General features: G+C 65.4%; 13 protein-coding genes. 3 read left to right on the top strand and 10 right to left on the bottom strand.

The features are described from left to right. Positions 1–5 precede the first annotated feature (5 nt). From QZH52_RS25595 to QZH52_RS25550, 10 genes are all read right to left on the bottom strand, one after another. The gene (locus QZH52_RS25595; RefSeq protein WP_301813449.1) at positions 6–1,031 is read right to left on the bottom strand and encodes a hypothetical protein; all 1,026 of its coding nucleotides are present in this window, start codon (positions 1,029–1,031) and stop codon (positions 6–8) included. Further along, positions 994–2,220 (bottom strand): hypothetical protein, encoded by a 1,227-nt coding sequence (locus QZH52_RS25590; RefSeq protein ID WP_301813448.1) that lies wholly within the window; start codon positions 2,218–2,220, stop codon positions 994–996. The genes QZH52_RS25595 and QZH52_RS25590 overlap by 38 nt, the downstream gene beginning before the upstream one ends. Before the next feature lie 125 nt (positions 2,221–2,345). Continuing rightward, positions 2,346–5,390: a type IV secretion system DNA-binding domain-containing protein gene (locus tag QZH52_RS25585; RefSeq protein WP_301813447.1), complete on the bottom strand. Its 3,045-nt coding sequence runs from the start codon at positions 5,388–5,390 to the stop codon at positions 2,346–2,348. Between the two features lie 205 nt (positions 5,391–5,595). Further along, the gene (locus QZH52_RS25580; protein WP_301813446.1) at positions 5,596–6,378 is read right to left on the bottom strand and encodes a hypothetical protein; all 783 of its coding nucleotides are present in this window, start codon (positions 6,376–6,378) and stop codon (positions 5,596–5,598) included. A gap of 43 nt (positions 6,379–6,421) precedes the next feature. Further along, positions 6,422–7,492 carry a thioredoxin fold domain-containing protein gene (locus QZH52_RS25575; protein ID WP_301813445.1) on the bottom strand — a complete coding sequence of 357 codons (1,071 nt, stop codon included), beginning with the start codon at positions 7,490–7,492 and terminating at the stop codon, positions 6,422–6,424. An 18-nt stretch (positions 7,493–7,510) separates the two neighbouring features. Then, on the bottom strand, positions 7,511–9,040 hold the full coding sequence (locus QZH52_RS25570) for a secretion/conjugation apparatus DotM-related subunit (RefSeq protein WP_301813444.1): 1,530 nt from the start codon (positions 9,038–9,040) through the stop codon (positions 7,511–7,513). Then, positions 9,040–9,537 (bottom strand): lytic transglycosylase domain-containing protein, encoded by a 498-nt coding sequence (locus QZH52_RS25565; protein WP_301813443.1) that lies wholly within the window; start codon positions 9,535–9,537, stop codon positions 9,040–9,042. The genes QZH52_RS25570 and QZH52_RS25565 overlap by 1 nt, the downstream gene beginning before the upstream one ends. Further along, positions 9,522–10,052: a hypothetical protein gene (locus QZH52_RS25560; protein ID WP_301813442.1), complete on the bottom strand. Its 531-nt coding sequence runs from the start codon at positions 10,050–10,052 to the stop codon at positions 9,522–9,524. The genes QZH52_RS25565 and QZH52_RS25560 overlap by 16 nt, the downstream gene beginning before the upstream one ends. A gap of 38 nt (positions 10,053–10,090) precedes the next feature. Next, a complete protein-coding gene (locus QZH52_RS25555; protein ID WP_301813441.1) occupies positions 10,091–10,516 on the bottom strand; it encodes a hypothetical protein in 426 nt (141 codons plus the stop codon). 147 nt (positions 10,517–10,663) lie between these two features. Continuing rightward, positions 10,664–11,455 (bottom strand): bactofilin family protein, encoded by a 792-nt coding sequence (locus QZH52_RS25550; protein WP_301813439.1) that lies wholly within the window; start codon positions 11,453–11,455, stop codon positions 10,664–10,666. Positions 11,456–11,590: 135 nt separating this feature from the next. Here QZH52_RS25550 and QZH52_RS25545 point away from each other — a divergent pair, with 135 nt between their 5' ends. Genes QZH52_RS25545 through QZH52_RS25535 form a run of 3 tightly spaced genes read left to right on the top strand, consistent with a single transcriptional unit; the run spans position 11,591 to position 13,323 of the window. After that, positions 11,591–11,815, top strand: a complete 225-nt coding sequence (locus QZH52_RS25545) for a hypothetical protein (protein ID WP_301813438.1) — start codon at positions 11,591–11,593, stop codon at positions 11,813–11,815. A gap of 31 nt (positions 11,816–11,846) precedes the next feature. After that, positions 11,847–12,803, top strand: coding sequence for a hypothetical protein (locus tag QZH52_RS25540; RefSeq protein ID WP_301813437.1), 957 nt, complete (start codon positions 11,847–11,849; stop codon positions 12,801–12,803). 16 nt (positions 12,804–12,819) lie between these two features. Further along, positions 12,820–13,323 (top strand): hypothetical protein, encoded by a 504-nt coding sequence (locus QZH52_RS25535; protein WP_301813435.1) that lies wholly within the window; start codon positions 12,820–12,822, stop codon positions 13,321–13,323. Positions 13,324–13,500 lie beyond the last annotated feature (177 nt).

The following is a 13,500-nucleotide window of genomic DNA, read 5'->3' as shown; positions in this document are numbered from 1 at the left end:
ACCGATCAGAGGGTAAGTGGGCGGATGGGCAGCGGCATCGCCGAGCCGCGGCGAGCGGCGCTACGCCCCGATGCGCGGCCGCGCTTGCTGCGCGGGGCACCTGGCACGGGAGCGGGCCCGCGGGTCTCGAAATCGCCACCACGAACACGGTGCACGACGGTCGAGAGACGTTCGAGCGCTTCCCGAGGGTTGGGCATCGACATGATCTTGCGCAGAAGCAGATCGATCACCAGTCGGGCACCGCTGCCTTCGGTCTTCTCCATCCAGCGGTATGCGGTCGATGAGGAGCGATCGAGCGCGGATGTGAAGCGCTTCGAGTACTGCATCTCGATGTAGTCGCGATCCTCGTTGACGCCGTGCTTGCAGACGTGGTCGATCAACGAGCCGTACATCGCCTTGAACACCTCGTCCGCCTCGTACTTGCGCCAAGGCGCAGGCGAGGGGCTCTCGTCGTAGAGCCGGCACAGCATTTCAACGTCGAAGGGGATGACCTTGCTCGATCGCAGCAGCTTGGCGAACGCGAAGCGATTCTGCAGGCCCAGCGCCGAGGCGAACTCCGAGGCGTTCAGCTCGAAGCGCTTGCACAGAGTATCCACGTCGCGACCGGTAAGGGGGCGCTCCGTCCACGGCTTGAGCAGCTCGGCGTGGTCGATCTCCATGTCCTTCTTGATCGTGGGCACGCCAGGCCGCCCGGCCTTGCGAGCGAGCTTCAGGGCTGCCTTTGCTTCCTTGCGGGCGAGGCGCTCTGCGAGCTTGGCGGCTTCGCGCTGCTTCTTCCGCTCCTCACGCGCGATCAGGCGCGCCTTCTTCTCCAGTTCCTTCTGGAGAACGCGCTTGGCGCTGCGATCGGCCCGCTCCGCTTCTCGCTGCTCGCGGCGCTCTTGACGCGCCAGCAGCTGCTTCTGGGAGGGAACGCGAGGCTTGCTCACACGCTTCTTGGCAGGAGCGGACGCGGCGGGCTTTTTCACCCGGGTCGTCTTGGCCCCTGCCTTCTTAGCCGCGGGGGCGATCGTTTTCGTGTTCGTGCTCATTGTCGTTGGAAACGTTTGAATTCAGTGCTGCCTTCAGGCTGGCCACCCGCTGCGGGCTCGGCTCGGTGGGGCCGACCTCCAGTTCGGGATCGACATCGAGCGCCAGTTCCCGGCGTTCGGCAGGAGTCAGGGCGGCGGGCGCCTGGTCGCCCGGCAGAGCGATCTTCGCCCTCCAGTCCGGCAGAGCCTCGTCGACCTTCGCGAGAGTCGCGATTTCCACGACGTCCAGGCCCTGCTGCTTCACATTCATCAGGGACGATTCGATCGTCCGTTGAAGCGACGCCGCCCGCTGCTCGCAGGCCACTCGTTCAGCGTGCATCCGCCGGATCTCGGCACCCGGCAAGCCTCCGAGCTCATCGCTCGCCAGCACCTGGGCCAGCAACTGGTCGGCCGGCGTGTCGCTCAGGGCGGCCAGCGCCACCAGCTGGGTGTTGATCTGCACGTCCAGCGACCGCGCATGGGCCATGGCCTGGGTCGCATCGGACACGCATTGTTCAAGCAGACCGATTGCAGCGATGACGGGCAGCTTGCTCTCGTCCACGGCGCTCAGATCTGGGACCTTCTCATTCAGACGCTTCATCGCGCCGACGATCGTGTCCGCGCCGAGGGGAAGATCGCCCTCGGGCTTCTTGCCGGCGAATCCCGCGGGGAACGCGAACTTCACTGGCTTCTTCAGGCCAGGCACCGGAGTATCGGACTCTTGGTCCTGGCCAAGATAGTCCTCGGGAATGCCCTTGCCGCCGTCCGCCCCCAAGGCCTCACCTGGCGCGTTGCTGTCGGCGTCACCTTCAGGACCATCGGTCATACGATTGACATCGGCCGGACTACCCGCGCCAGCGCCCTGTCCGTCGGCCGGAGCACCAGTTCCATTCGCCTGGCCAGCACGGAACGGACGAGTGATCCAGCGGAAGAAATTGACCAGCATCTGCCACAGGCCCGAGGCGACAGCCTTCGATCCCGCCCAGAGCTTCGCGGCCGTGTCGCGGATGAGGCGCGCGGCGTCTTCCAGTTTCAGTGAATCTTCCTTGGGCGCGGCGCCATGGACCAAGCCAGCCTCCGCCATGCGCGCTTCACTGCCGGCCGCGGCAGCGGTCGGAGTGATTGCAAAGGAAGGTGAATCGTTGGTCAGGATGGACATGGCGTGGTGCAGTTTCTGGGTAAAAAGCATCGATCGGTCGATCCGATCCATTCGATTCAATTTTCCACGGAATAACTGCTACACGAACATTTATATCAAGGCCAGCAGATTGTAACCAGTAGGACTTCGCCCCTTTTCACAAGGAAACGACACCCTCAGCGCGAAAAAGTCACGCCTCACATGCTTCCACCCAGACTCGCCAGGAAATCGTCCACGCTCTGTTCCTTGCCGTCCGGCACCTCGTCGTCCTCAACCGGCGTCACCTGGGCAGCGACGATCCGCTCAGTGATCTGCGCCGCCGCCACCGGGTCAGGCCCGCCCAGAGCCGCCTCGACCGAAACCACCAGCTCGCGGGTACGATCATTGAAGCCGATCGCGTCAGGACCGACCTTCTTCAGCGTCGTCTCCGCGCCTGCCAGCGCGTTCGTCACCCATCCGGGGTTCTGTCCGAGCGTCGCCGAAGCTGTCGCCTTTGGTACTACTGCCGGCGCCGCTGCATTATCAGTGGGAACTGCGGATTTTCCGGACGCGCCGCGACTATTTTGTTCGTAGACCACCTCTCCTGTGGAAAGTAGCGCGGCGATGGTGGCTTTCACCGCCGTCGACAGGATGTCCGGGGCGAAGATGTCCGACGCCGCCACGAGCGGCTCGCCCGCGGGGGCCTGCGCAGCGTCCGTCGCCGCCGATACACCGCCCTCCCCGTCCAGGTCGGCAAACAGGGCCGCTGGGTCGCTGGGAGCCGTCGTCGGGGCGACCAAGGGCCGGGCCGGAGCGGCAGCGCCACCGCCCAGCGCCCCGTCGATGAAGGCGTCCACGTCGATCGCGCCTGGCTGTGCAGCTGCCGGCGGCGAGGTCGGTGCGGGAGCTGGCGCCGCAGCCTTCGCAGGCGAGACGGGGAACGCAGGAGGCGCGCGGCGGGTGGGCGAGGTGACCGCCTCCACGGGCATGCGCTCGAAGATTGCATCGTCCAGGTAGGCAAACGGGTCGTCGCTCACCTCCGGCGTGAGCGCCGGCGCACCCGCTTCCACGGCTGCATCAGCGGATGCTGGCGCTCCTCCCGGCCTGGTGAACGATGCGAACTCGCCTGACGACGGCAGGCCCACGCTCTCTTCCGGATCGCCGCCGGCGGTCGCCGCCGCGGCCCCAGCGCCAGGCTGGGCCGTGTTTCCAACGGCAGCATCCGTGAGCGGACGGTCGCCGCCGCTGAGCGAACCAGCATCGGCACCGGTCGCGGCGCCCTTGATCAGTCCCAGATCCTCGGCAGCGCGGCGAGCCGCCACGTAGAGGGCTGCGCCACGCTCGGCACCGGTGATGCTCGCCGGGAGGCCCTGCGCGACCATCGAGACCCGCCCGATCAGCATGTCGTCTTCGACCTGCAGGTTGGGGCTCGTCTTGTAGGTGAGCATGTCGATGAGCTTCAGGCCCTTGGAGACCTTGTCCTCGAGCGCGTCCGCTTTGATGGCGTTCGCCTCGACCTCTGCCATTGAGACAGGCCGCACTTGAAGGAACCGGTTCAACCGGAACGTCTTCATCTTGTACTTGTCGAGGTAGTTGCCGACATAGAAGCCAGCGATGCCGAAGGTCTTGCCGCGCGTGTTGATCAAGCCCTGGCCGGTCTTCATGCTCTGCATGTCGTCGATCGTCACGCGCTCGACGGTCTCCACCGACACCGACATGTCGCGACGGAAGCCGCCGGCGTTGAGCGCGTACTGGTTGTAGACCGCGACGCGGGCCTTGCCCACGTAGTCCGAGATCAGCTTCTGCGTCTTCTGCGCGTCGTCGATCCGCATGAAGTACTTGGCCACGGCGTTGGCGAGCATCGCGCCCGCTTCGGAGGCGCGGCTGCCTTCGGTGAGCTTCTCGATGTCCTGCGCCGCGGCGATCATGCTCATGCCCAGGCTGCGCGCCTGCGCGAACATCACGGCAATACCGTCCGAGAAGTAGTAGCCCAGCTCGTCCAGCGCCACCAGGAACGGGTAGTTCGCCTCGGTTGCCTTCGAGTCCAGCACCATCGAGCGGTCGCCTTCGATGTCGGCGCCCAAGTTGCGGCCCATCATCACGCGAAGGCACGCGATCGCCAGCTTGCCCAAGTTCTCGGCTTCCGACGCCGACTTTTCGAGCGACGGGATCATCATGACCAGCACGCGGTTGTTCAGCGCCACGTCGACCATGTCGATCTCGGAGTACTTCGCCCGGAAGATGTGCCCGTAGGTCTTGTCCAGCAGGTTGAGCGCCGGCATGAGCTGGCCGATGCGATAGCCGTGCTGGTCGTAGGTCGCCTGATCCTGCTCGGTCTTCTGTGCTGGCTTGCCCGCGGCTGACGCCGGCGCGCCGCGGCCACCCAAGCCCCGATCTGTTGGCAGGCCCGTGCGGCTCGCCGAGTTCGGGTCGGGCGGAAGGTTGTACTTGGCAATCACGCGATCGACCATGAAGCCCGGGCAGCCGCCCGACTCGCAGTAGCTCTTGATGCCCACGAAGCCGTAGGACCACTCACCCTTCTCGATGTACTCGCGATAGCCCTCTGCGTAGAGCTCCTCGACCTTCGGCAGGCCCATGTAGTCGATGTAGGCCCCCACCGAGATCTCGAAGCCTTGCGTGTCGCGCTTGTAGCAAAGCGCGGCCACCAGCGAGCGCCAGAAGTTCAGAGCCTTCTCCTGCCAGCTCTTGCCATCACCTTCCGCCTTCGGCAGCAGGTTGGCACCCATCTGGATCTGCGTGTCGGCGTCCGAATCGGAGAACGTGTTGATCATGTTCGTGCGCCGGCGGCGCGACGCGCGGATCTTCTCGGGCGAACTGCCGCCGATCAGGAAGTTGAGCGCCAGGAAGTCATCGTCCGCACCCAGCATCCGGCACATGGCCATCAGGTCCAGCGGCATCTTGTTGTCCGCCTTGCCGTCGGCCAGGAAGAAGCCCGAGCCCCAGCACAGCGCGTTGTAGAACATGCCCTTGAGGGTTTCGGACTTGCCGGAGCCGGTGGACCCCAGGATCAAGAAGTGGGTACGCAGGTCCGAGTCGGCCATCCACACTTCACGGAAATTCTCATACGGATTAGTCGAGCGCATGTGGCCCACGTACATGATGCCGTCGCCATCCTTGCCCTTCTCGTCCACACCGTCCGGCGGGTAGCGAAGCGGCAGGATCACGCGGTAGCTCAAGTGCGTGAAGAACAGGAAGAGGAAGGCCACTATCCACACGGGAAAGAGCGGCTTGATCGCGACCATCGCCAGCACGACCGCCAGGACATTGACGGCCAGGAACTCGGGCTTCGAGAGCTTCTCGGCGTACTTGTCGCCCCAGCCGCGCGTATCGGCGATGTTGCGTGAGAGCTTTACTTCCTGGTGCTGTTCGATGAGAGCCATGAGGGGTCCGGTTCAGCGCTGGCGCTGGACGTTTGAATGGAAAGGGGCCGGGTTCAGGAGTGGGCGATCAGGACTTGGCGCCAGAGCCGGCACCGGCAGGATCTGCCTCTCCGACTGCATCCGCGGCTGCTTCGGCCGCCTCGCGTGCCGCGAACTCGAACCCGGCCACCTGAAGGCCGAGCACGGAGCGAGGCGTCTCCTGCAGCATCTTGGTGATCTGCAGCGCGACGCCGAGCGGCCCGACCATGCCAACGCGCACCATCGCGGCCGCCTGCTCGTCGCTGCCCTCGAGGATGTCGGAGGCGATCTTGCAAAGGACGTCGTTCGCCGCCTCCAACTCCTTCGGGTCCGAACCTGGCGCCGAGCACTGCCGGTACAGCGGCCGGGCGATCCAGTTGCGCGTGCGATCCAGGAGCGCGCTGGCCTGGAGGATGCCGGGACGGTGAGCCTTCTCGACGTCGACGATGGCGGCCATCACAGCGCCCATCACCCCGCGTACGAACTGTTCGCGCATCACGTTGTTGGTCGCCGTCACGGCCGAGACTGGGGACACAGCGTTATCAGGCGCGGCGATCTCCACGACAAGCGCCGAGATCGTCAGCGTCTCGCGCGATGCCAGCGCCTCGAGCACACGTTCCACGCGCCGGGGATTCACCTTGGGCAGCAGCGCACCGCTCGACCAGGCCCTGGCCGCCGCGCGCAAGCCGTCATCGAATGCCGTGACGCAATCGGCGACCTCTGGAGACAGGGCAGGAAGCACCTCCTGGGGGGCGGGCCCCGGTTCAGGAGGCTGGCGGTTCACCAGGCCACGCACGCGAGCGAGCAGGCCATTGAGGTAGGAGACAGTCATACGGCGGTTCAGTGGCCAGGAGCGGGGAACGGGCGCACGCGGTTCAGCGCGCGGCGCCATCCTTCAGGCCACCGTTCTCGGCGAGCCACTTGTTGATATCGTCGAGCGACCCCGAGCCGGCGATCACCTTGCCAGTCGCCGACACCAGGGTCGGGGTGCCGGTGAAGTTCAGCGCGACGAAGGCGCCGTTTGCCTTCATCGCCTTGTCCTCGGCGCCAGCACATTTGCCGTCGCTCACAGCGTCGCCGGTGGGCCCATAGCCGCCGATCGCCGCTGACCAGGCCGAAACCGTGTCCTTCGCGCACAGCACGCTCTTGACCAGCTCCTCCGAACCGACCTTGAAGGAAACCGGAACGATGACGGGCACGAAGCGCGGGTCAATCTGGGACAGCTTCGGCTCCAGGTCCTTGCACGAGGGGCAGTTCGGGTCGCTGAAGATCACGAAGGGCTGGCCGGACGGGCGCATCTGGATGCCCATCTCGCGCGCCGCATTCGCCACGACCTGCATCTCCGTCGCCGAAAGGGCGTCACCGAGCGTGCGATCGCGCATTTCCGGAGGGACTTCACTCTTCGCCGCGACAGGTTCGCGGGACGGTGCTGTCACCCCGTAGTGCGACCCGGGAGGCAGATTGCCGGAGCTGCGCGCGCGCAACTGCGAGCACATCGTCACCAGCAGCACGAGGCCCATGAGCATCAGGAACCACCGCACCAGTGCCAGCGCCGTCCGCCCGAGAGCGCGCGGCGTGTTGACGCGCTCGATCAGCCCCTTGCGTGCTCGGCTGAGGAAGCTCGACCCCGCCGTGCCGGCCTGCGTCGAACCCGTGAACTGGTCGACGATCTGCCGGTACGCCGGCAGATCACGCAGGCGTCCGGGCAGCGGATAGACCTGCGAAGCCCAGAGGGTCGTTTCGTTGAAGCGCAGCTCGAGCTCGGACTTGTGGCCGTTCCACCAGATCTTCCACACCTCACCAGGGCGCACCGCGGTCCAAAGAGGCACGAAATCGGCGCTCTCCACGTCGCGCCCGCCGGTTTCGATGAAGTTGAAGGACGAGCCGGCCAGCGAAAGCGTCGGGACTGGGTTCGCCGCGCTCGGCTGGGTGTTGTGTTCGTTCATGTGTCGCTCAGGTTGAAATCAGAAATCAAGGCCGCCAGAAGCCGCGCCGGCACGGCCAGCCGCTCCTGCGCGGCCGGCAGCCGCGGCCAGCGCCGCGAAGTCCGCCATCGACTCGCCGGTGCCCATCAGGGATTCGGCGCCGTCGCGCGACTTGGCATTGAAGCGTCGGGCGGACTCTTCGCGTTCGCCACGCGCCTCGTCGTCGAACCGGGTATCCGCGTTCGCGACCTCCAGGGCCTCGGCCGGCGGCAGCGGGGGCGCTTGCAACTTCACGTTGTTCGCCCGGCGCCACACCTGGCCCTCGGCCCACCACTTGTCCTCGTCGTCGTCGGTGCCGTTGACGTGGTGGTTCCACGCCTCGACCATCGCCTCCTCCGCCGGTTGCACGACGATCTGCGGATGCCCCTGGGGACTGACCGGCACGAGCCCGGCCTTGGCCGCCTTGCGCTCGAAGTCGAACTGGCACCAGACGGCAGCCGATTCCGTGTGAGGCACCTTGCGAAGCACCGTGTTCAGCACGTAGAACAGGATGCGGTCCTGCGGCTTGAGCCAGATCCACTGGCGGTGCGTGACCTTGCCCTGGCGCTTGGCCATGAAGAACAGCGCGTAGAGGTAGGTGTACTCCCAGTGGTGCACGGCGAAGAGATTCGCCGCCTTCTCGTGGGTGCGGTACTTGTCGAAGATCCACTGCGCCACGGTCAGATTGGGCAGGCCATCCGGGTGAGCCGTGCACGAGTAGTTGAGCTCGTTCATCGCGCGTTCGTAGTCCTTCTTGCCATCCTTGCCGCCAAATGCGTGCGCGACCAGCAGCGCGTACATGACCTTGCACGTCGGGCTCATGCGATCGGGATAGATCACCTTCTTGCCACGGTCGTGCAGGACGGAGACCAGCTGGATGCCCAGCATATGGCTCTTCAGGCGGTTCGTGCCCTTGATGACCTTCGGCTCGCCCTGGAAGTACAGCCGGATCTGGTCGAGGTTGACCTTGTTGTCCGTCAGCATGGGCTTGCCGTTGATCTTGTGCTTCATGAGCACCTCCTCCGGCCAGACCTGGCGGCGCCACTTCGGCAGTTGGTCGAGGATCAACTGCGAGCCCAGGTGCATGACGGGCACGACGCCAGAGAAGCGCCGCGACAGGATCTGCGTGAGCGACTCGGGTGTCGGCTTGCGGGCCAGCTTGTTCCCCTTACGCGTGAAGGTCCACGCGACCAGGCCGACCATGGCGACCGCCGTCAGGACGACCAGCGGCAGAAGCGCCATGTCCACGAAGCGCAGGAAGTCGAAGATCGACACGTCCTTCGGCCGTGCCCGAAAGGCGTCATGCAGGTAGCTGAGCCTTCCCCACGTCACGCCACCGCCGGGCACCAGGTTGTACAGCCACGCGATCGCCTTGAAGAACGGGGTGAAGTAGTAGACGATGCGATTGGAGCCGGTGAACCAGAGCGCTGCGCCCAGGATCAGGACGACCAGCCCCATGCCCAGCACCATCTGGATGGCTTGGCTCTCCGCGCTGGCCGCGTTCGACGTTGCACTGTTTCCCTTAGCCATCAGAAAGCTCCTCGCTGCAAGATTCCAAGGTGCGCGTCCCACACCCGGGCGATGTACTTCTGCTGCAGCTCGGTCGAGTTGGGCGAGTGATAGCGCGCGGCGCCGCACCACAGGTCCCCCTTGCACTGCTCGGCCAGCGATTCCTTGCGCAGGATGTACGACTGCGCCATCAAAGCCTGGCAGTTGTCATTGAGCAGGCGCTCGGGCGCGATGCCATAGTTCTTCATCAGATGCGGCGCCCACCACTTGGTGTTGATCTGCGCGATGCCCAGATCGCATCCGCCGCCGGCGTTGTTGCAGTTCACGGCCTGCTTGCCGCGCGACTCCCATTTCACGATGGCGAGCAGCAGCATTGCGGGCACGTCGTACCGATTGGCAGCCGCCTGCACGCAGTTCGCAGGCAGTTGCTCCGGAAGTGCCACCTTGACTTGATTGGTCTGGGCGGGCTGACCCATGCCGAGCGACCCGGCCAGCACTGTGATCAGCAGAAAATCCATCGGAAGAATTTCGGCTGGACGATGAACGTCTTGAAGTTGATGAGGGAGCGCCGCGTGTACTGGTACTCGACCAGCGCCCAGCGGAATGTGGTCGCGGCGCCGACTGCCAGAATCGTCAGGCTCGTTGGGATCAGCAGGAAGGCGATCCACATCGGCACGTTGAAGATCATGAAGCAGACCAGCGCGAAGGAGAGGATCGTCATCACGATCGAGCCGTACTTGGCCCGGCGCGCGGCGCTGATCTGGCTGGCGTGGTGTGCGGGGCTCCAATCCATCACGCGATACAGGAATTCGAACCGCTCAGCCGGGTCCGTGGGAAGGTCGTGCTCGGTGCCATCCTTCAAGATCACGGTCTTGATCGGAAGCTTGGACTCGTTGAGCAAGCGCTGGCGCGTCTCGCGCGCCGCTTGCCACGCCTCGCTCAGGTTAGCCTTCGACCTGCCGAACTGGCCGACCGCCAGGCCTACGCCCTTGGGGACCAGCGCGCTGTTCGCAACCTTGGCGGCGCGGCGCAACTTGGTGGGGGATTGCCCGCTTTCGTGGTCAGTCATGCTCAGCTTCCGCTCGACGTCGTCGAGCCGCTCTGGTTGTCCATCTCGAGTGCGAGACGGAACCGTTCAAGGGGGCCTGGCTGGTACAGAGAGTTGTAGCCCACGGCGCGCGTCATCGCGGTGGCGTATCGCGTCACCTTGGGCATGAGGCCGCCAACGCTTGCGGCGTTCTCGGCGAACCACTTCACGACCACCCGAAGGTGCTCGCCGTGAAGCTTTGAAACGAGCTGCCGATCCACCTCGCACGCGTGGCGCGCGATCACGATCGAAGGTGTCGACTCAAGCCATCGCAGGAGCTTCTCAGCGCATTCTTTCTGCTGCTCGGAGGAAAGCGGCCCGCGCTGGCGGGTGACGTCGTCGCCAAAGACGACCTTCGCCAACTTGCTGTCGAAAGTGCCCTTGGGCATGCTTGAGAGGGAGGAGGTCATCGGCGGGACGTCGAATCTCGGGAGGTCTCAGTTCGTTGGGATTGCCGTGCTGCGAGGCCGCTCAGCCGCCTGATAGCAGCTCGGCCGCCAAGGGGACGGCTGAACCCTCACGCAACGACTGCGGCAAGGGTCCAGCCATGCGCGGCATCAGCCTGCGTAGGCTCGGATCGAATCTCCCGAACCATGCGAGTCGTCAGCTTCATCGCTGGCGGAATCGGCGACGGGGGGAACGAGAGCGAAGGGAACGCGAGGGGCGGCGGCCGGGGCCACCGGAGCGCTGGCGGGAGCTTCGGCAGCAGGCGCAACAGCGAAGGCGACTTCGGGCTGCGCGGCTGCGGGAGCCGATTCGTCATTGATCGCCGGGACGAGCGCTGCAGCGGCCGCGTAGCCGGCATGGGGCGCAATGGCGCGGACTGGGGCATTGAAGGAGCGTGCGGCGCTGCGAGCATGCTCGATGGCGGCGCGGCGTTCCTTTGCGCGATCGAGTTCCTTGCCCAGCAGCGCCTCGATGCGCTCGGTGACCTCGCCAGTCGCAAGCATGCCCATCTGGGCGCTCATGAAACCGCCGCGCTCGTAGTTCATGCAGCCAGCGGCCACGGTCACTTCGCTGGCGGTGATGCGCGAGGTGCCGTGCACCACCAGATTTGCAGCCAGGATCTCGCCGTCGGGCGCATCGACCACACCGTGGACTTCGAGGTGCGAAGCAAAGATGGAGCCGAGCACGATGCCCGATTCGGCAACCACGACCTTGCCGCCGTGGAAGACATTGCCCACCACGCAGCCTTCGATGTGCAGGTCCTGGCCTTCGCTGATGCTCAGGTCCCCGATGAAGTTCGATTCGGTCCCGATCACGGTCGGGGCGGACCCGTTCTTCGCAAGAAATGCGGGGATCTCTGCCCGTTCGCTCGCGGCGCTGGAAACGTTGCTGATGCTGTTCATACTCAAACCCTCGTTGAACTTATTTAACCCGTACTATGATATCGGCACGAATTTCTAACGGTCAATGACAGCGACGACGATCGCAACGCGAATGCGGCGCAATCGACACGACGCCTCAGCTGAGTAGCTAAAAAGATGTCCATTGCGAGCCGCGCCCTCCTGATCGGAACCGACCTGCATCCCCTTGCCGGGGATGACCCGGTCGCCGCAGCCGTCGAACTCCTCCGGGACCTCGGCGGCGAAGAGGTGGTCGAGGGCTGCAGATTGATCGAATTGAACGAGGCCGGCGAAGAGGTCGGCGACCGCACCGAAGAGCTGGCCTACACGCTGAGCCACAGCTCGAAGCGCTACGCCTACTAGCCCCACCCTTCCCCACACGAGCACTGAACAGATGGACGCCCACACCCCGCCTCCCCGCCGCCCTTCCCTCATGGAGGCGCTCGGCCTCGCCCGCGCAAATGCCTCCGGTGCGGCGGCTGCCGGAAGTGGGGCCGGCTCGGCCTCTGGTTCGGGGACCGGCGGCGGCGCCACGGGCGCTGGCCAGGATGCGGCCGCGGGGCTCGGCGTCGACGAGTTCGTCGATCCCATGGCCGGCACGGAAGCTGGCGCAGGCGCCGGCCGCGATGGCAGCAGACACACGGACTTGAAGCACCTGCCGGGCAACGCCCTCAATATGGTCGAGATGTACCAGTTGCGGGAGCGCAATCACGTCCTCGCCCAGAAGTCGGCACAGCGATCAGGCGACCGGCGAAGCGTTCAGCTGGACGCGGTCGGGCTCGAGCTGCTCCAGGAGATCCAGCGCGAGGTCGAGCGCGCCCACTTCAGCCAGGCCGCCACCTCGACGCGGGGAAGGCCGAAAGACGTCGCCGAGCAACGTTTCACCACGAACGCAGAGAGCATCACGCCCCGGAGGGACGAGCCTCGGCTCGAGCTCCGGCACGAGGACGCTCCCTTGCCCGACGAGGAAGCCCCTCCGCTGGATTCAGACCCGGATCGACCGATGACCAGCGTGGCCCGAGAGCACGCGGCATTCCAGTGCGAGGTGCTGCTTGACCGGTGCGCCGACGCCCATGCCCTGGCGCTCTCCGACCTGGCCGAGCTCAACCAGGCCGAAGGTCGCACCGACGAACTGCGCGGGCGCCAGGCGCAACACCGCGACGACGATTCGCCCCAGAAGGACAGTGCAGACGAGCTGCGCGCGGACAGCGCAGAGCAGTTCGAGGCCGTCGCACGCCAGCGGTTCGCCGCCTCCAACGCCCGGGCAGTGCAGCTGGCCGGCGCCGCACAGGGCCTGCGGATCGGCTTGAACAAGATGCTCCGGGACAAAGCGCCCGGCACCCCTCGCTGAGAAGGAGAACGAGATCATGGGAACCCAACGCTCACCCATCCGAATCGCATCGGCGCTCTACTCGCCCTACGCGAGCGACTTCACCCTCCCGATCGAGCGGCAGCTTCTGCAGGTGGACTGCATCTTCTCGGTCATGAACATCGACGGCGTGGATCTGGGCTGGATCGACGGCATCGACCAGGACGACCCGATCCTGGTGCCGGTGCACTCGATGGAAGGGCATCGCGATCTCGGTACGGTGGAGGACTACCTCAGCGAGGAGTACCACACGAGCATCGGGCCTGAGCTCCAGGCACTATTGCGAATCGCCAGCCAGGAAGAGCTGACGCCTACGGTGCTGGTGCGCGCGCTGGCCATCATGCACCTCGACGGGACGATCGACGCGGCGCACGCCGTGAAGCAGTCGTTCGACTGGGGATTCACGATGCTGCGCGCCGGCGTCCTGGATCGCTACACGTTCGGGTTGAGCGAAATGCTACGTCACCAGCCTCCCAGCCTCGCACGGTTTCGCAGTGCCTAGCGTGCGCAAGAAAACGTAGCCTGCGCCGCCACGTTGACCTGAGACGTGTCCACAATTCGGCTCTAGCCGGAAGGCCCAGCTTCATTTCCCGTCAGGGGGCTCCCATCCTTAGGATTGAGGATGCATCCCAGGCTCCTCGCCGATAACACTCGTGGCCTGCCTCGAGCACACAGCGAC

This window comes from Variovorax ginsengisoli (assembly GCF_030486595.1).
GTDB classification, from domain to species: domain Bacteria; phylum Pseudomonadota; class Gammaproteobacteria; order Burkholderiales; family Burkholderiaceae_C; genus Variovorax; species Variovorax ginsengisoli_B.
This window is presented reverse-complemented; position numbering and strand designations above follow the sequence as displayed.